Source organism: Streptomyces sp. NPDC087901 (genome assembly GCF_044742205.1).
Taxonomy (GTDB): Bacteria; Actinomycetota; Actinomycetes; order Streptomycetales; family Streptomycetaceae; genus Streptomyces.
The window spans coordinates 94,706-112,729 of the sequence record NZ_JBIUUC010000001.1; the positions used below are offsets into that span (position 1 = coordinate 94,706).

An 18,024-nucleotide genomic window follows, 5' to 3' on the forward strand; every position below is an offset into this window, starting at 1 on the left:
ACCCGCGGGACCGTTCGGGTGTCCAAAATGTCATACATTCCTGGGATGGGGCGGCGCCGGTCGCCTCCTGGCATCCTGCGGCTCGTACATGCCACCGCCCGCCCCTCTGTGTGAGGGGCGGGCGGTGGTGTGTGGAGACCGTGACCGGATTCGAACCGGTGTAACTCGAGTTGCAGTCGAGCCCCTGAACCTCTCGGGCACACGGTCGTGCGTTGTTCTGTGCTCGACCGTAGGCCCGGGGCGGCCGGCCGTTCAAGAGTGCGGGCCGCCGTGCAATGCGACTGCCATACGGCGTTCACGTTTCCCCGGAGCGGTCTTACGACCAAGGGACGAGAACGGGGGCGACCCGAGACAGGGTTCATGACGGATTATGCCCCTTACCCTTGGGCTCATGACCGCCCTGGAACCGCGCGACGCCGATGTCTCGCCCCGCACCGAAGACACCGTCGAAGCCCTCGGGGCAGCGGTGGCCGCAGCGCCCGACGGTGTCCTCGGACGGACCTACCGGGCGCTCAGCATCGGCATCGTCTCCGTCGTGTTCCTGATCGCTTTCGAGGCGACCGCCGTGGGGACCGCGATGCCGGTCGCCGCCCGTGAGCTGCACGGCATCCCGCTGTACGCCTTCGCGTTCTCCGCGTACTTCACCACGAGCCTCTTCGCCATGGTGCTGTCCGGCCAGTGGGCCGACCGGCGCGGCCCGCTCGCGCCGCTCGCCGCCGGGATCAGTGCCTTCGGTGCGGGGCTGCTGCTGTCCGGGACCGCCGGCGGCATGTGGATGTTCATCGGGGGCCGGGCGGTGCAGGGGCTCGGCGGCGGGCTGGTGATCGTCGCGCTGTACGTGGTGATCAGCCGGGCCTACCCGGAGCGTCTGCGGCCGGCGATCCTGGCCGCGTTCGCCGCGAGCTGGGTGATCCCGTCCGTCGTGGGGCCACTGGCCGCCGGGAGTGTGACCGAGCACCTGGGGTGGCGCTGGGTCTTCGTCGGCATCCCCGTGCTGGTCGTCTTCCCGCTGGTGCTCGCGCTGCCTGCGATCCGGCGGATGGCGTCCGGGCCCGCGGACCCGGCGGCGCCCGTCGAGCCGTACGACCGCCGGCGCATCGCGCTCGCGCTGGGCATCTCGCTGGGCGCCGGTCTGCTCCAGTACGCCGGGCAGGAGCGGAACTGGTTCTCGCTGCTGCCGGCCGCCGCCGGCGTCGCCCTGCTCGTCCCTGCCGTCCGCGGCCTGCTGCCCCCGGGCACCGGCCGCGCGGCACGCGGGCTGCCCGCAGTGGTGCTGCTGCGCGGGGTGGCGGCCGGATCGTTCATCGCCGCCGAGTCGTTCGTCCCGCTGATGCTGGTCACCCAGCGCGGGATGTCCCCGACGATGGCCGGACTCTCGCTCGCCGCCGGCGGCGGGACGTGGGCGCTGGGCTCGTACGTACAGTCCCGGCCGCGCGCGGAACCGCACCGCGAGCGGCTGATGGTGGGCGGCATGGTGCTGGTCGCCGCGGCGATCGCGGCCGCGCCCGCCGTGCTGATCGACGGGGTGCCGGTCTGGACGGTCGCCGTGGCCTGGGCCTTCGGCTGCTTCGGCATGGGCATGGTGATCGCCTCGACCAGTGTGCTGCTGCTCAAGCTGTCCGCGCCCGAGGAGGCGGGGGCGAACTCCGCGGCCCTGCAGATCTCCGACGGTCTCTCGAACGTCCTGCTGCTCGCGGCGGGCGGCGCGGCGTTCGCGGCACTCGGCGGGGGAGCGGTGGGAGCCGTGCACGAGGCGGTGGAGGCGGGCGGCTCCGGCTCGCACCCGGGGGCGTTCGCGGTGGTGTTCCTGCCGATGGCGGGGGTGGCGCTGGTGGGGGCGTGGGTGGCTACGCGGGTGCGGGTGAACGCGTAGTACTGCGTAGTACCGCGTAGTACCATCGGTTCATGGCTGGTTTGAATCTGCGGTTCACCGAAGAAGAGCTGGACGCTTTGCGTGCGCGTGCCGAGGCGGAGGGGCGGAGCATGCAGTCCTTCGCCCACGATGCGGTGATCACCGCCATAAACGAACACTCACGCCTTTTCAACGAGGCGGCGGAGCACGTGTTGAAGGCGAGTGAGGAGCTCAACCGGAGGCTCGCCTGATGCAGTACCTGACCATGCCCGAGCTGCTCAACCTGGCGGAGCGCCTCAGTACGGCAGAGGTACGTGACTACGGGCTGCTCGACTCGGCACTGGCCCGCCCGCAGTCGAGCGTGTTCGGCCAGGACGCCTACCCGGACGTCTGGCAGAAGGCTGCCGCACTGATGGAGTCACTGGCGCGCAACCACGCGCTGGTCGACGGAAACAAGCGCATCGCCTGGTACGCGACCTGGGTTTTCCTGCATATGAACGGTCATCCGCTGAACGCGGGCTTCGATGTGGACGAGGCCGAGCAGTTCGTGCTGGACGTCTGTCAGGGAGTGCTGGACATGCCCAAGATCGCGGAGCAGCTGCCCAGGTTTGCCAAGTAGGGAGTCCCCCTGTGAAGAGGGTCTCAGAGGTGCCGAACCACGGCTGGTTCGTACGGGGTTCCACCCCGCCCCCCGGTAGGGTGGCCCGGTTGTCGTATCGCGTACGGGCCCGTCCCGGTCCGTGCGGACAGCACCACACGCACCCGAGAGACCCGAACCGGAGACCGTGACTACTACCGCCTCCCACCACCTCTCACCCGCCTTTCCCGGCCGCGCCCCCTGGGGCACGGCCGGAAAGCTGCGAGCCTGGCAGCAGGGCGCCCTCGAGAGGTACATCCAGGAGCAGCCGCGCGACTTCCTCGCGGTCGCGACCCCCGGCGCCGGGAAGACCACCTTCGCGCTGACCCTCGCCTCATGGCTGCTTCACCATCACGTCGTGCAGCAGATCACCGTCGTCGCTCCCACCGAGCACCTGAAGAAGCAGTGGGCGGAGGCGGCCGCCCGGATAGGGATCAAGCTCGACCCCGAGTACAGCGCGGGCCCCGTGAGCAAGGAGTACCACGGGGTCGCGGTCACGTACGCGGGCGTCGGCGTCCGCCCGATGCTGCACCGCAACCGGTGCGAGCAGCGCAAGACCCTGGTGATCCTCGACGAGATCCACCACGCCGGCGACTCGAAGTCCTGGGGCGAGGCCTGCCAGGAGGCGTTCGACCCGGCGACCCGTCGGCTCGCCCTCACCGGCACGCCGTTCCGCTCGGACACCAACCCGATCCCCTTCGTCGCGTACGAGGAGGGGAACGACGGGATCCGGCGGTCCTCGGCCGACTACACCTACGGCTACGGCAACGCGCTCGCCGACGGCGTCGTCCGCCCCGTCATCTTCCTCAGCTACAGCGGCAACATGCGCTGGCGCACCAAGGCCGGTGACGAGATCGCCGCGCGGCTCGGCGAGCCGATGACCAAGGACGCCATCGGGCAGGCCTGGCGCACCGCGCTCGCGCCCACCGGCGACTGGATCCCCAACGTCCTCAGCGCCGCCGACAAGCGGCTCACCGAGGTCCGCAAGGGCATCCCTGACGCGGGTGGGCTCGTCATCGCCACCGACCAGGAGTCGGCGCGCGAGTACGCCAAGATCCTCAAGAAGGTGACTGGCGAGAAGCCCACCGTCGTCCTCTCCGACGAGAAGGCCGCGTCGAAGAAGATCGACACGTTCACCGAGGACGGATCGCGCTGGATGGTCGCCGTCCGCATGGTGTCGGAGGGCGTCGACGTGCCGCGCCTGGCCGTCGGCGTGTACGCCACCACCATCTCGACGCCCCTCTTCTTCGCCCAGGCCGTCGGCCGCTTCGTGCGCTCCCGCAGACGCGGCGAGACCGCCTCCGTCTTCGTGCCGACGATCCCGATGCTCCTCGACTTCGCCAACGAGATGGAGGTCGAACGGGACCACGTCCTCGACAAGCCCAAGAAGGGCAGCGACGAGGAGAACCCGTTCGCCGAGGAGGACAAGCTCCTCGCCGACGCCGAGAAGCTGGAGGACGAGGAGACCGAGGAGCAGCTGCCGTTCGAGGCGCTGGAGTCCGACGCGGTCTTCGACCGGGTGCTGTACGACGGTGCCGAGTTCGGCATGCAGGCACACCCGGGCAGCGAGGAGGAGCAGGACTACCTCGGCATCCCCGGGCTGCTCGAACCCGACCAGGTGCAACTGCTGCTCCAGAAGCGGCAGACCCGGCAGATCGCGCACAGCCGGCAGAGGCCGGCCTCGGAGGCGGACCTGCTGGAGAAACCGGCCGAGGACCGGCCGGTGGTCACGCACAAGCAGCTGCTGGGGCTGCGCAAGCAGCTGAACACCATGGTGTCGGCCTACACGCATCAGAGCGGCAAGCCGCACGGAGTCATCCACACCGAGCTGCGCCGGGTGTGCGGCGGGCCGCCGAGCGCGGAGGCCACGGCCGGGCAGATCGAGCAGCGGATCAAGAAGGTCCAGGAGTGGGCCACCCGCATGACGTGAGCCGGCATCGGCGCGCACGCACCGGCCCGGAGCGGGGACAGCTGTCCTCGCCCCGGGCCGGCGTCATGCGCGGGCCGCTACCAGACGAACGGCGCGGACTGGACGGACGTCGCCACACACGGCACGGTGGCGGACGTCGGGGACGAGGTCACGATCTGCAGTGACCAGTTGGTGGCGGTCGCGGGAGCGGAAAGCACCACGGAGTTGGTGCTGTTGCTGGCCGCCAGTGTGCCGGAGCTGAGCTTCAGCGGCCCCAGGGTGATCGGATTGGGGTAGGTCATTCCCGGGTTGGCCTTGGCGGAGAACTGGATCTGGCTGGTGACGCCGCCCACGGTCTTGGAGACCTTGAGCGTCGTCGTGATGCTGTTCGGATCGGCACTTGAGCCGGCCGGCATCGTGATCGCCGAGGAAGTGAGCTTGATGGACTTGGTCGTGCCGTTGTCGGCGGCGGTCAGGGTCGCGGAGCCACTGCCCCAGGAGCCGCAGTCGAAGGTGGCCGTCGCGACGAGCGGGGTCACCGCGGAGGCCGTCGGGGCGTAGAGGGCGAGCAGTCCGGCTGTCGAACACGCCGCCGCCAGGATCAGCGGTAGGCGTCTTCGGCCGGACGCGCGGGTTGAAGAGATCGACATGACGGGTGGAACTCCTTCCGGTTTGAATTTCGCGGATCCGCCGTCTCGCTGCACTCGGTGCATTCGCTGTACGTGCGGATCTGCGTGCCGGGCCCGGCATGTCGGGTGCAGTGAAACGGTGATCTTCGAAGAAGTCAACAGGTATGCGAAAAACGTCTGCCAAAATCCGTTTAGGGCATTTCAGAAAAGGATCAATCAGCTCTCTCTTGACTTCTCTGCACGTGACCTCCTCAATGTGCGCAATCAATGGTCCATGAAAGGGTGTCAGGTGATCCGACGACGAAGACCCGGTGTGACCGGTCTGCTCGCGGCCTGCTTCGTACTGTCACTGGGCTGCGTCGGGGCGACGGCCGCACCGTCCCCGTCCGCCGGTACGGCGGCCGCGGCCGGGACGGTGACCCCGACCGTCCACTGCGTCCTGCCCGCGGGTCAGGGAGAGGCGACCGGACCGCAGGAGATGACCGTCGATCTGTCGCCGGCCGTCGTCGAACCGGGCGGAAAGGTGCACGCGACGGTGACGCTGGGCCCGTCCCCGGCCACCAGTGCCATCGCCCTGGAGGACGTACCGACCATCCCCAGTCTCGACCTCGCGATGTCCGGCGGGGCCACCGGCACCGTCACCGTGCGCGGCGCCGAGTTCTCGATGGACGTGCCGGTCGGGACGAACATCGAGATCCCCACGTACGAAGGCGACTTCCTGGTTCCGGCTGACGCCTCGGGCGAGATCTCGTTCGCTCCGATCCGCACACTGACGCAGACCAAGGTGTTCGGATCGGTCTTCGAGACCCCCTGCGACATCGTCGACGGCGGCGGTTCCATCGGCACCGTCACCGCGGAGGGCTCCGCGGCCGAGCCCGCCACGCTGACCGCTCCCGCCGACCCCGCGCGTCCGAACACCGCGGTGAAGCTGGGCGGTTCGGGGTGGACCCCGGACGCCGCCCCCGTGCCGTCGCTGTGTGCGGAGGGCGGTGGAGGCTGCGATCCGCTGAAGTTCACCTCGCACACCCTGAGGATCGACTCGTACGGCACACTCACCGGCACCGCGACCCTCGGCGAGGCCGGAGCGGTGCCCGACGGCCGCTACGTGGTGAAGGTCAACGACGGCACCAAGGAGGCCACCGCCCCCCTCACCGTCGAAGCCGTCGCAGCCGGCAACCGGGAGATAGAGCTGTCGTCCGACAGCGGCCCGGTCGGCAGCGTGATCACCGTCAGTGGCCGGAACTACAACCCGGACCGCTGGATCAACGTCATCGGCCTCGACGCCTCGGGTACCACGCTCGACGACAGCGCGGTCTATGTGAAGAGCGGCGCGGACGGCACCTTCGCCGTCGAGTTCACCGTCATCTCCGACGCCGTCGCCGCCGTCCAGGCCGACGAGGGCAACGACCCGGCGACCGTACGCACCGCCCCGTTCACCGTCACCACCGGTGGCGGCGGGGGCGGCAGCACGGCCGAGCAGCAGGTGAGCACCCAGGTCAGGGCGGGAACGCTCTCCATGACCCAGGACGGTGACACCGTCGACTTCGGTACGACGGTCCTGGGCGCGGACAGCGGTGTGCAGAGGGCCCACCTGAACCGGGTGGAGGTGCAGGATGCCCGCGGCGTCAACAGCGGCTGGTCCCTGACCGCCACCCTCACCGGCTTCACGAGCGCCGACGGGAGCACCATCCCGGCCGGTGCGGTGCGGTGGGCGCCGGCCTGCGCGGCACAGGACGGGAGCGTGGGGACGCCGGTGGCCGGATCGCCCACCGTGCTCGGGAGCGAGGCGGCGAGCCTCTGCCGGATGAATCCGGACGGATCACGTCCGTTCACCGGCGGGAAGTTCGACGCCGAGGCGGGTCTCGCCCTCACGGTTCCCGAATTCACCCGGCCCGGAGATTACAGCGCCACCCTGACCCTGACCCTGCTGTGAGTTCCTAAAGGCCATCAAGGCCACAGGGGTCATCAAGGCCACAGGGGCCATCAGGGAAAGCACCGAGGACGCCCGTCTGTTCCGTACAGCAATGGAACAGGCGGGCGTCGTCCATTCCGCATTCGGATCAGTCGCATTCCGTTTCCTTTGGAGGAGCCGCATGTTCGCGCATCGCAGACTCACCGGAAAACAGGGCCGCCCGGCATGGCGCCGCGCCGTCGCCCTCGGCGCCGGAGCCGTACTCGCGTGGACCGGGGGAACCGTCGCGCTCGCCCCCCTCGCCCACGCCGGCACCATCACCCCGACCGTCCACTGCACCCTGCCCGCCGGTCAGGGCGAGGCGACCGGGCCCCAGGAGTTCAGCATCGAGCTGACGCCCGATGTCGTCGACCCGGGTGGCAAGGTCCACGCGAAGGTGTCGCTCGGCCCGTCCCCCGCCACCAGCGGGCTCAGCCTCAACGACGTGCCCACCACCCCGAGCGTCGACCTCGCCATGTCGGGCGGCGCCACCGGCACGGTCACCGTCACCGGGCCCGAGGTCTCCCTCGACGTCCCGTCCGGCCAGCCGATCGAGATCCCGCCGTACGAGGGGGACTTCCTCATCCCCGCCAACGCGAGCGGCCCGATCACCTTCACCCCGCTGCGAAACGTCACCCGCACGAAGGTCCTCGGCTCCACCTACACGACGACCTGTGAGGTCACCGCGGGCGGCGGCTCCATCGGCACCGTGACCGCGGAGGGCAGCGCCGGCCAGCCGGCCACCCTCATCGCCCCCATCGCGCCGGCCCGGCCGTCCACCTCCGTCGCCCTGTCGGGCAGCCGCTGGACCGTGGGTGGCACCCCCGTACCGTCGCTCTGCGCGACGGACGGCGGCGGCTGCGACGCCGGGAAGTTCGCCGAGAGCTCCCTCGCCGTCAACGGCTCCGGACAGCTGACCGGCAGCGCCGTGCTCGCCGCGGCCGGCGCGGTGCCGGACGGCTCGTACCTCGTGAAGGTCGGCGACGGTACGAAGGAGGCGACCGCACCCCTGACCGTCAAGGCCTTCGTCCCCGACGGGCCCCGCGCGATCGCCCTGTCCCGCGGCAGCGGACCGGTGGGCAGTGTCATCACCGTCAGCGGCAGCGACTACTACCAGGACCGGTGGATCAACACCGTCGGCCTCGACGCGGCCGGATCGACGCTCGACGACACGGCCGTCTACGTGAAGAGCCGCCCCGACGGCACGTTCGCCGTGGACTTCACCGTCTCGGACCCGGCGATCGCCTCGATCCAGGTCGACGAGGGCAACGATCCGGCCACCGTACTGACCACGCCGTTCACCGTGACCGAGGCCACCGCGACGCTCTCCGCGGGCGTGGCCAAGGTCAAGCCGGGCGGCACGATCAGTGTGTCCGGTGACGGCTGGCCCTCGGGCGTCACCCCCGCCGCCGCCCTGTGCGCGGCCGACGGCAGCGGCTGCGCCGCGGCCGGGATCAGCGGCTCCACCCTGCGGATCGCAGCCGACGGCACGCTCACCGGTACGGTCACCGCCGCCGGATCCACCGCCCGCGGCGTCTACGCCCTCCAGGTGACCGCCGGCAGCGCGCAGGCCCTCACCCAGCTGACCGTCGCCCCGACCTTCGTCGTCCTCACCCCGGCCGCCGGACCCAAGGGCACCGCGGTCACCGTTCTCGGGCAGGGCTTCGCGAAGGTGGCGACCGTGTCGATCGTCGGGCTGCGGGCGAACGGCTCGCAGACCTCCGACCCGGTGCGCACCAAGGTGGTAGGCCTCGACGGGGCGTTCTCGCAGACCTTCACCGTCAACGCGGCCGACACCGTTGCCCTGAGGGTTCGCGAGGTCCTCGTCAACCCGCGCACCGAGACGGCCGCCTTCACCGTCCAGGACGGCACCGTCCCCGCCGGGGCCTCCTTCGCGCTCTCGCCGCCCGAAGGGCCACCCGGCACGGTCGTCCAGGTGACCGGCCGGGGCTTCGCCCCCGTCGCCACGGTCTCCGTCACCGGACGCACCGCTGACGGCAAGCAGACCGCCGATTCCTATGTCACCCGGGTCATCGGACTCGACGGCACCTTCGCGCTCAACTTCACCGTCCGGGACCCGGCGACGAAGGCGATCAGGGCCTGCGAGGTACTCGTGAACGGAAAAACTGTCCAGAAATTGTTCACAGTGAGTTAACGCCGGTTCACATCCGGTGTACGGAGCGTCGCGAGGGAGTCGGCCGACATGGACGCGCGTAGATGCGCGCCGATCGGCCGGCGCCCCGCTGACCGGCACTTATGTTCTTCCGGCCCAACCGCGGTTTCACGAGCGCCCGGATTCTGGACGAGGTCTTCCGCTGAGCGGACTGGCTCGCTACTGTCCCAAAAATGTGAACGCCCCGTGGCAACGCCGCCGCGGAGCGCAGCCGGTGCCTGGCCAGACCGGCGGCCTCTCCGTGCGTCGCCGCTGGGACCGGTGACGCACAATCCGTGGGAACAGCCGCCGCCGCTCACCAAAGAGGGAGAGGGCGTCGTGACCGCGGAGACCTCCCAGACGCTCGACCGAGGACTGCGCGTCCTCAAGCTGCTCGCCGACACCGACCACGGCCTGACGGTCACCGAGTTGTCCAACAAACTCGGCGTCAACCGCACCGTGGTCTACCGTCTGCTCGCCACGCTGGAACAACACACCCTGATCCGAAGAGACTTGGGCGGCCGGGCGAGAGTCGGCCTGGGCGTGCTGCGCCTGGGCCGCCAGGTGCATCCGCTCGTACGGGAGGCCGCGCTGCCCGCGCTGCGTTCCCTGGCCGAGGACATCGGGGCCACGGCCCACCTCACGCTGGTCGACGGCTCGGACGCGCTTGCCGTCGCGGTCGTCGAACCGACCTGGACGGACTACCACGTGGCCTACCGGGCCGGCTTCCGTCACCCCCTCGACCGGGGCGCCGCAGGCCGGGCGATCCTTGCCGCACGGCTGAAGCCGGTGGGTGAGACGGCCTTCACCCTCACCCACGGGGAGCTCGAAGCGGGGGCCAGCGGGGCCGCGGCCGCGCTGATGGGAGTGACAGGGGTCGAGGGCAGCGTCGGTGTGGTGATGCTCGCGGACGCCGTCCCGGAGCGGGTGGGGCCCCGAGTGGTGGACGCCGCGCGCGAGGTCGCGGACGCGCTTCGCTAGCGCGTAGCCCTTGGGCGGGCGGCAGTGGGGGGCCTTGGGCTCGGGTCCCTTGTTCGTTGCGCCTGTCCGGGGCGCGGGTCTTTGTCCTCAATCGCCGGACGGGCTTGTTTGTGCGGGTGCCCCGTGGGGTGCGCGGTGTGCCGGTGGTGGGGGTCCGGGGCCCCTCCGGGGTGTCTCCTCGGACGACGAACGTTCGGCGGGTACGCAGCCGGAGCCGGGTATCTGTTCGTCGTCCTGCGGGGACTCCCCTGCGCGGCCCCGGACCCGGCCGTCTGGCGTCTGCGGGCGTTGTGTCGCCGGTGTGCAGACGCGGGTGAGGTCGGGTGGGGGCGTGCAGGGGGCCCCGCAGGAAATGGCGTACGACCCGGGTCCGCGGCGTTGCCGGGTGCACACGCCATTTCTGAGGAGACGCCTCGGAGGGGCCACACCCCCACCCACCGGGCACGGCGAACCCGTACCACGCGGAGCACCCGTGGTGGGGCCGCGGACCACAGGCTCGCGGACCGTTAGATTGGGTGGGTGTTCACACGTCGCTCGCGCCCCCGCACCCTCGCCCTGTGCGCCCTCCCGGTCGTCGCCCTCTTCGGCGTCGCCGCCTTCGCGCCGCTGCCGTTCACGCTGGCGCAGCCTGGTACGACGACGAATGTGCTCGGCGACGACCACGGCACTCCCGTGATCAGCATCGAGGGCACTCCGACCCGGCCCACCAAGGGCCAGCTGCGGATGACGACGATCGTGGCCACCGGGCCCGACGCCGATGTCGGGTTCGGCGATGTGATCGACAGCTGGTTCCGTACGGACCGGGCGGTCATGCCGCGCGACTCCGTCTACCCGTCCGGCGGCTCCGAGAAGGAGATCGAGAAGCACAACCTCGACGACATGGTGAAGTCGCAGGACTCCGCGGTCGACGCCGCTCTGAACTACCTCGGCGAGAAGCCCGGCTCGGTCGACGTGACCCTCCACCTCGCCGACGTGGGCGGCCCCAGCGCCGGCCTGTTCTTCGCGCTCGGCATCGTCGACAAGCTCGACGGCGACGGCTCCGGCGGTGATCTCACCGGCGGCCGCACCGTCGCCGGCACGGGCACCATCCAGGCGGACGGCGAGGTCGGCGCGGTCGGCGGTGTCTCGCTCAAGACGCAGGCGGCCCGGCGGGACGGGGCGACCGTCTTCCTCGTACCGAAGGCCGAGTGCAAGGAGGCGAAGTCCGAACTGCCGAAGGGGCTTCGGCTGATTCCGGTCACGACTCTGAAGGGTGCGGTGTCTTCGCTGAGGGCGCTGGACCACGGGGGGAAGATCCCGAGCTGCTGACCGCGGGCGGGCGGCCCGCAGGGCCGCCGGGAGCGCTACGGCTACGCGGTGCGCGGTGCGCGCGGCGACAGGGCGGTCCGGTCCGGCAGGACGCGCAGGCCCAGTTCGACCATGGTCCAGCCGAGCCGCGTGCGCAGGTCCTTGCGCGGGGCGGCGGGGCGCTGTGCGAGGCGGAAGGTGTCTGCCCGGTCGCGGAGTTCGGCGGAGCGGATGCGGTGGAGCTGAAGGTGCGTCTCGGGATGCATGGCGGGTGGTCCCTTCAGTCGGTGAGGCGTCAGTCGGTGGGGCGCGGGAAGACGTGCAGGTGGGTGCGGACGACGGCGGATCCCTCGGTGTCCTCGGGGACGCGTCCGCGGTAGCTGTTGACCAGTTCGTGGACCTTGTCGGCGAGTTCCCTGGAGAGCTCAGGAGTGAGCCGCACCTTGAAGTCGCTGAGGTCCGAGCCCTCGTACCACTCCCGGGGCCACTCGTGCATCGTGCCGAGCCAGGTGCTCAGCTCCTGTGCGTGCATCGTCGCGACCTCGTGGAGTACGACGCCCATGGCGCCGCGCACCTCGGGATCGGGGTCGTACAGGAACTCCGGGTCGAAGGAGGCGCCGGCGTGCACGGCCCGCCACCAGCGCTCGCGTCCCTTGCCGAGCGCCGGGTCGTCCTCGACGAAGCCGTACGAGGCCAGTTGCCGCAGGTGGTAGCTGGTGGCGCCGCTGGACTCGCCCAGCCGCTCGGCGAGGCCCGAGGCGGTCGCGGGTCCGAACTCGCGCAGCGAGCTGAGCAGCCGCAGACGCAGCGGATGGGCGAGGCCCCGCAGGGAGCGGGCGTCGATGCTGAGGACCTTCGGGTCCGGTGCGGTGGCGGTGTTGTCGTCGCCGTCTGTCGTTGGCATGCCCCAACCATAGAGTTACAAAGACAGCTTTGCAACATGTCTTTGCAACATCTTCTTTGGAAGTCCTCCTCGGGCTGCCCTCCCCGGAACCGGCCCTCCCGTCACCCCTCCTCGATGAACCCCTCCTCGATCAGCCACGCCTTCGCCACCTCGTGCGGGTCCTCCCCGTCGACGTCCACCCTGGCGTTCAGCACCTGTGCGACCTCCGTGGTCAGCCGTGCGCTGAGCGGGTCCAACAGGTCTGCGATCACCGGGTACTTGTCGAAGGTCGCGGTGTGGATGACGGGCGCCGCGTTGTAGTTGGGGAAGAAGTGCTTGTTGTCCACCAGCACGTCCAGGTCCATCGCCTTGATGCGGCCGTCCGTGGTGAACACCTCGCCCAGCAGGCAGGAGTCGGACTTGGACACCTGGGTGTAGACGATGCCCGCGTCCATCTTCTTGATGTTGCCGGCCGGGATCGACATCCCGTACGCCTTCTCCATCCCGGGCAGTCCGTCGTTGCGCGAGGCGAACTCGTTCTCCACGCAGACCGTCACCGCCGAGGGGTTCTTCTTCGACAGTGCGGCGACGTCGGAGAGCGTCTTCAGGTGGTACTTCGCATTGTTCTTCTTGCTGATGGCGAGCGCGTAGGTGTTGTTCAGGGTGGACTGCGGCAGCCATGTCACCCCGTTCTTCCGGTCCGCGTCGCGCACCGCCTCCCACTGCTCCAGCGGGTCGGTGATGGGCTTGGCGTGGCCCAGATACGTGATCCAGCCGGTGCCCGTGTACTCGTACATCGCGTCGGCGTCGCCCTGGGCGATCGCCTCGCGGGCGCTGATGGAGCCGGGCAGGTTCGTCCGGTCCAGGACCTCGGCCCCCGCGGCCTTGAAGATCAGGCCGATCATCTGGCCCAGGATGATGTTCTCGCTGAAGTTCTTCGAGGTGACGGTCAGTGAGGCACCGTCCAGCGGCTGCCCCTCCACGGACGGCCCCGGCACCACATCGTCCACCATCGGCGAGCCGCTCTTCAGCCCGCACCCCGCCAGCGCGAGGGCCAGCGCGGCCGCACCCGCCAGGACCGTGCGCACGCGTCGCGTCCTCATTGCCCCACCTCCAGTCCGCGCGGTGTCAGCGCCACCTCGACCAGTGAGGCCAGCCAGTCCACCAACAGCGCCAGCACCACCGTCAGCACGGAACCGAGCACCAGCACCGGCATGCGCTGCGTCTGGATGCCGGACGTGATCAGGTCCCCGAGCCCGCCGCCCCCGCCGAACGTCGCCAGGGTCGCCGTGCCCACGTTGAGCACCAGCGCGGTCCGCACACCTGCCAGGATCAGCGGCACGGCCAGCGGGAGTTCGACCTTCCTGAGCGTCCCCATCGCCGACATCCCGATGCCGCGCGAGGCCTCCACCAGCGTCGGTTCGATCGCCTTCAGACCGGCCACCGTGTTGGAGAGCACCGGCAGCACGGCGTAGATCACCATGCCGGTGATCGCCGTCGACGGGCCGATGCCCAGCCAGATCACCAGCAGTGCCAGCAGACCGATCGCCGGGGTCGCCTGCCCGATGTTGGCGATCGCGGTGACCACCGGAGCGGCCTTGCTCAGACCGCGCCGGGTCAGTGCGATGCCCAGCGGAATGGCGATGATCAGCACCCAGAACGTCGAGATGGCCGTCAGCCGGACGTGCTGCCACCACCGCAGCTGGACCGTGTCACCCGCCAGGGAGTTCTCCGCGATCGAGTCGAGGTCGACGTTGGTGATCCATACGTACGTGATGACCAGCACCACCGCGAGCGCGGCAGGGACCACCACCAGCTTCTGCCAGGTGAGGCGGCGCGGGGGGCCGGCCGGTGGAGGGGCGGGCTCCTCCTCCTCGTCATGGAAGGCGAGCCCCTTGACGTCGTGCTCGCCCGGTGGGCGGTCCCGGTCGGAGGCGGGGGCCTTCCGGGGGGAGCGGGGGCCGGACGGGGAGTCGGTACTCATGCGCCCGTGCCCCCCTCCAGCTCCTGGACGGTCTGGTGGGTGCGCAGCTCCTCCAGGTCGTGCTGGTGCTCGATGGCGGTGAGCCGGTCGGCCTCCAGGAGCTCGTGCACGGAGTTCATCAGGGTGTGCATGTCCACGACGCCGATGAACTCCCCGCGCCGCCCGGTCACCGCGACCCGCCCGCCGCTGTCGGTCAGCACCGCCTCCAGCGCGTCGTGCAGCGTCGCGTCCCTGGTCACCGTGTCGTGCACGAGCTGCCCGGCCCGTGCCAGCGAACCGCGGGCCCGCATCAGGTCGCCGCGCCGCAGCCACTTGTACGGACGGTTCCTGCGGTCCAGCATCAGCAGCTCGTTGTGCGGGCCGCTGCGCAGCTTGTTGAAGATGGACTGGAGCGGGTCGTCGACCGTGACCGTCGGGAACTCGGCGATCTCCACATCCCGTACGCGGGTGAGGTTGAGCCGCTTCAGTGCCGCACCGGCCCCGACGAATCCGGAGACGAAGTCGTCCGTCGGATTGGTGAGGATGGCTTCCGGGGTGTCGAACTGCGCGATGTGCGAGTGCTCGCGCAGCACGGCGATCCGGTCGCCCAGCTTGATCGCCTCGTCGAAGTCGTGGGTGACGAAGACGATCGTCTTGTGGAGCTCGTGCTGGAGCCGGATCAGTTCGTCCTGGAGGTGGTCACGGGTGATCGGGTCGACCGCTCCGAACGGTTCGTCCATCAGCAGTACCGGCGGATCCGCGGCCAGCGCCCGTGCCACGCCCACGCGTTGCTGCTGACCCCCGGAGAGCCCGCGCGGATAGCGGTCATGGAACTCGCGCGGGTCCAGACCGACCAGATCGAGCATCTCCTCGATCCGGTCCTTCACCTTCGACTTCGACCAGCCCACCATCTTCGGTACGAGGGCGATGTTCTCGGCGACCGTCATGTGCGGGAAGAGCCCGGACGACTGGATCGCGTAACCGATCTTCCGGCGCAGCTTCACCGGGTCGATGTCGGTGACGTCCTCGTCGCCGATCCTGATGCGTCCGGAGGACGGCTCGATCAGCCTGTTGATCATCTTGAGGGTGGTCGACTTCCCGCAGCCGGACGGGCCCACGAAGATGACCGTCTCGCCGGCCTTGATGTCCATCGACACGTTGTCCACGGCCGGGCTCGGGTTCCCCGGATAGTGCTTGGTCAGGTCCTCCAGTTGGATGGTGGCGCCGGAGGTGGCGTTGGCGGCCGGCTTCGGTTCGGCCTCTGCCGCGGTCTCAGACACGGATCCCCCTCGGGATGGTGAGCCGCCCCAGCAGGACGTAGGCGGCGTCGAAGAGCAGGGCGAGGACGACGATGCCGAGCGTGCCCGCGAGCACCGAATTGATCGCGTTGGCACTGCCCAGCGAGGCGATGCCGCGGAAGATCTCGTTGCCGAGACCGGGCCCGGAGGCGTACGCGGCGATGGCGGCGATCCCCATCAGCATCTGGGTGGAGACCCGGATGCCGGTGAGGATCGGCGGCCAGGCGAGCGGCAGTTCCACTTTGGTGAGCCGGGCGATCCGCGACATCCCGATGCCCTTCGCCGCGTCCACGAGCGCCGGGTCGACGCCGCGCAGCCCGACGATGGCGTTACGGACGATGGGCAGCAGCCCGTACAGCGTCAGGGTGATCACCGTCGGCGCCACCCCGAGCCCCACCAGCGGGATCAGCAGACCGATCGCGGCGAGCGACGGAATGGTCAGGACGGTCGCCGTCGAGGTGATCGCCACCGAGGAGCCCCAGCCGCTGCGATAGCTGACCACCCCGATCAGGACGCCGAGCGCGGTGGCGATGACCATGCACTGAAAGACCGCGCTGGCGTGCTGGAACGCGTCGGTGAGCAACTGCTGGTGACGATTTCCCAGGTACTCCCAGAAGCTCACACGTCACTCCTCGGCTCAGTCGGTGTCCTGCGCCGCCTGCTCGACGAGCGGGATGATGCGCAGGGGTACGGGGTTCTCCATGACGATGGCCGTGGAGGCCCGGACAATGCCATCAAATCCGACAACCCGGTCGATCACTCGCTGGAGATCGGCGTTGGAACGGGCCACCAGCCGGCACAGCATGTCGCCGTGCCCGGTGGTGGTGTGCAGTTCCAGCACCTCCGGTACGCCGCCCAAGTGGGCCCGCACGTCGGCGCCTTGGCCCTGCTTGATCTCCAGCGTCGCGAAGGCGGTGACGGGATAGCCGAGTGCGGCCGGGTCGACGTCCGGACCGAAGCCGCGGATGACGCCATTCGACTGAAGACGGTCCAGGCGCGCCTGCACCGTCCCGCGCGCCACGCCGAGCCGGCGCGAGGCCTCCAGGACGCCGATCCGGGGCTCACGTGCCAGCAGCACGATGAGCCGCCCGTCCAGGTGATCGATCGCCACGGCCGGCCTCCGAAGGGTCACTGTGATGGTCATCGTGTACAGATAGCCCGCCCATCATGGCGAGGCGCTGGGCAGATTGCCCAGCGAATTCACGAACTGTTGCGCACCTTGCGAAGCGGCGGGAACCTTCGGACATGACTGAGACGATGCACAGCACCCCCAGGACAGCGCGGCAGGCCGATCCCTTCCCGGTCAAGGGAATGGACGCGGTCGTCTTCGCCGTCGGCAACGCCAAGCAGGCCGCCCACTACTACTCGACGGCCTTCGGCATGAAGCTGGTCGCCTACTCCGGACCGGAGAACGGCAGCCGCGAGACCGCCAGTTACGTCCTCACCAACGGCTCCGCCCGCTTCGTCTTCACCTCCGTCATCAGGGCGTCCACGGACCACGGCCGCTTCCTCGCCGACCACGTGGCCGAGCACGGCGACGGCGTCGTCGACCTGGCCATCGAGGTCCCCGACGCCCGGGCCGCGTACGCCTACGCCGTCGAGCACGGCGCGCTCGGCCTCGCCGAGCCGCACGAGGTGAAGGACGAGCACGGCACCGTCGTCCTGGCCGCCATCGCCACGTACGGCAAGACCCGCCACACCCTCGTCGACCGCAGCGGCTACGACGGCCCCTACCTCCCCGGCTTCGCCGCCGCCGCCCCGATCGTCGAGCCGCCGGCCAAGCGCACCTTCCAGGCCGTCGACCACTGCGTCGGCAACGTCGAGCTCGGCCGGATGAACGAGTGGGTCGGCTTCTACAACAAGGTCATGGGCTTCACCAACATGAAGGAGTTCGTGGGCGACGACATCGCCACCGAGTACTCCGCGCTCATGTCCAAGGTCGTCGCCGACGGCACGCTCAAGGTCAAGTTCCCGATCAACGAGCCGGCCGTCGCGAAGAAGAAGTCCCAGATCGACGAGTACCTGGAGTTCTACGGGGGCGCCGGCGTCCAGCACATCGCGCTCGCCACCAACGACATCGTCGCCTCCGTGCGGGCGATGCGCGCGGCCGGCGTGCAGTTCCTCGACACCCCGGACTCGTACTACGACACCCTCGGCGAGTGGGCGGGCGAGACCCGGGTGCCCGTCGAGACCCTGCGCGAGCTGAAGATCCTCGTCGACCGCGACGAGGACGGCTATCTGCTGCAGATCTTCACCAAGCCGGTCCAGGACCGGCCGACGGTCTTCTTCGAGATGATCGAGCGCCACGGCTCGATGGGCTTCGGCAAGGGCAACTTCAAGGCCCTGTTCGAGGCGATCGAGCGCGAGCAGGAGAAGCGCGGCAACCTCTGAGCGTTCCAACGGTGACGACTGCGGGATGACCGCGACGGGCGGACCGGATCTCTCCGGTCCGCCCGTCGCGTTCCATGGATGAGGGCGGTTC

At 69.8% G+C, this 18,024-nt stretch carries 17 protein-coding genes and 1 tRNA gene; 9 read left to right on the forward strand and 9 right to left on the reverse strand.

Annotation, left to right across the window (positions count from 1 at the left end):
• Window positions 1-132: 132 nt before the first annotated feature.
• Window positions 133-207, reverse strand: a tRNA-Cys gene (locus ACIOEW_RS00375).
• Window positions 208-391: 184 nt separating this feature from the next.
• On the opposite strand from ACIOEW_RS00375, the gene ACIOEW_RS00380 reads away from it, so the two are divergent.
• The 4 genes from ACIOEW_RS00380 to ACIOEW_RS00395 all read left to right on the forward strand — a co-directional run bounded on the left by ACIOEW_RS00380 (window position 392) and on the right by ACIOEW_RS00395 (window position 4,419).
• A complete protein-coding gene (locus ACIOEW_RS00380) occupies window positions 392-1,873 on the forward strand; it encodes an MFS transporter (RefSeq protein ID WP_401960064.1) in 1,482 nt (493 codons plus the stop codon).
• Between the two features lie 32 nt (window positions 1,874-1,905).
• Entirely contained in the window at window positions 1,906-2,103 is a 198-nt protein-coding gene (locus tag ACIOEW_RS00385; RefSeq protein ID WP_124723270.1) for an Arc family DNA-binding protein, read from the forward strand.
• A complete protein-coding gene (locus ACIOEW_RS00390) occupies window positions 2,103-2,471 on the forward strand; it encodes a type II toxin-antitoxin system death-on-curing family toxin (RefSeq protein ID WP_362543425.1) in 369 nt (122 codons plus the stop codon). The genes ACIOEW_RS00385 and ACIOEW_RS00390 overlap by 1 nt, the downstream gene beginning before the upstream one ends.
• A 166-nt stretch (window positions 2,472-2,637) precedes the next feature.
• A complete protein-coding gene (locus tag ACIOEW_RS00395) occupies window positions 2,638-4,419 on the forward strand; it encodes a DEAD/DEAH box helicase (protein ID WP_362543423.1) in 1,782 nt (593 codons plus the stop codon).
• 77 nt (window positions 4,420-4,496) lie between these two features.
• Here the strand turns inward: ACIOEW_RS00395 and ACIOEW_RS00400 are convergent, their stop codons facing one another.
• A complete protein-coding gene (locus tag ACIOEW_RS00400) occupies window positions 4,497-5,048 on the reverse strand; it encodes a hypothetical protein (protein ID WP_401960069.1) in 552 nt (183 codons plus the stop codon).
• A 292-nt stretch (window positions 5,049-5,340) separates the two neighbouring features.
• Between ACIOEW_RS00400 and ACIOEW_RS00405 the strand changes: the two genes are divergently transcribed.
• The 4 genes from ACIOEW_RS00405 (at window position 5,341) to ACIOEW_RS00420 (ending at window position 11,419) form a co-directional block, all read left to right on the forward strand.
• Window positions 5,341-6,960: a hypothetical protein gene (locus tag ACIOEW_RS00405; protein ID WP_401960071.1), complete on the forward strand. Its 1,620-nt coding sequence runs from the start codon at window positions 5,341-5,343 to the stop codon at window positions 6,958-6,960.
• Between the two features lie 160 nt (window positions 6,961-7,120).
• Window positions 7,121-9,133, forward strand: a complete 2,013-nt coding sequence (locus tag ACIOEW_RS00410; protein WP_401960074.1) for a hypothetical protein — start codon at window positions 7,121-7,123, stop codon at window positions 9,131-9,133.
• Between the two features lie 336 nt (window positions 9,134-9,469).
• Window positions 9,470-10,111: a helix-turn-helix domain-containing protein gene (locus ACIOEW_RS00415; protein ID WP_362543411.1), complete on the forward strand. Its 642-nt coding sequence runs from the start codon at window positions 9,470-9,472 to the stop codon at window positions 10,109-10,111.
• 519 nt (window positions 10,112-10,630) lie between these two features.
• The gene (locus ACIOEW_RS00420) at window positions 10,631-11,419 is read left to right on the forward strand and encodes a S16 family serine protease (protein WP_401960076.1); all 789 of its coding nucleotides are present in this window, start codon (window positions 10,631-10,633) and stop codon (window positions 11,417-11,419) included.
• A gap of 41 nt (window positions 11,420-11,460) precedes the next feature.
• On the opposite strand, the gene ACIOEW_RS00425 is transcribed toward ACIOEW_RS00420, so the two are convergent.
• From ACIOEW_RS00425 to ACIOEW_RS00455, 7 genes are all read right to left on the reverse strand, one after another.
• Window positions 11,461-11,664, reverse strand: coding sequence for a hypothetical protein (locus ACIOEW_RS00425; protein ID WP_362543406.1), 204 nt, complete (start codon window positions 11,662-11,664; stop codon window positions 11,461-11,463).
• A 29-nt stretch (window positions 11,665-11,693) separates the two neighbouring features.
• Window positions 11,694-12,302 (reverse strand): winged helix-turn-helix domain-containing protein, encoded by a 609-nt coding sequence (locus ACIOEW_RS00430; protein ID WP_362543403.1) that lies wholly within the window; start codon window positions 12,300-12,302, stop codon window positions 11,694-11,696.
• A gap of 101 nt (window positions 12,303-12,403) precedes the next feature.
• Entirely contained in the window at window positions 12,404-13,384 is a 981-nt protein-coding gene (locus tag ACIOEW_RS00435) for a glycine betaine ABC transporter substrate-binding protein (RefSeq protein WP_401960078.1), read from the reverse strand.
• Window positions 13,381-14,265, reverse strand: coding sequence for an ABC transporter permease (locus ACIOEW_RS00440; RefSeq protein ID WP_362543397.1), 885 nt, complete (start codon window positions 14,263-14,265; stop codon window positions 13,381-13,383). The genes ACIOEW_RS00435 and ACIOEW_RS00440 overlap by 4 nt, the downstream gene beginning before the upstream one ends.
• Complete coding sequence (locus tag ACIOEW_RS00445) at window positions 14,262-15,524, reverse strand: betaine/proline/choline family ABC transporter ATP-binding protein (RefSeq protein ID WP_362543395.1); 1,263 nt, start codon at window positions 15,522-15,524, stop codon at window positions 14,262-14,264. The genes ACIOEW_RS00440 and ACIOEW_RS00445 overlap by 4 nt, the downstream gene beginning before the upstream one ends.
• Window positions 15,517-16,164 carry an ABC transporter permease gene (locus ACIOEW_RS00450; protein ID WP_401960081.1) on the reverse strand — a complete coding sequence of 216 codons (648 nt, stop codon included), beginning with the start codon at window positions 16,162-16,164 and terminating at the stop codon, window positions 15,517-15,519. Before ACIOEW_RS00450 ends, ACIOEW_RS00445 begins: the two co-directional genes overlap by 8 nt.
• 15 nt (window positions 16,165-16,179) lie before the next feature.
• Window positions 16,180-16,653: an Lrp/AsnC family transcriptional regulator gene (locus ACIOEW_RS00455; RefSeq protein WP_266779334.1), complete on the reverse strand. Its 474-nt coding sequence runs from the start codon at window positions 16,651-16,653 to the stop codon at window positions 16,180-16,182.
• 134 nt (window positions 16,654-16,787) lie between these two features.
• On the opposite strand from ACIOEW_RS00455, the gene hppD reads away from it, so the two are divergent.
• Window positions 16,788-17,933 carry a 4-hydroxyphenylpyruvate dioxygenase gene (gene hppD / locus ACIOEW_RS00460; RefSeq protein ID WP_401960084.1) on the forward strand — a complete coding sequence of 382 codons (1,146 nt, stop codon included), beginning with the start codon at window positions 16,788-16,790 and terminating at the stop codon, window positions 17,931-17,933.
• Window positions 17,934-18,024 lie beyond the last annotated feature (91 nt).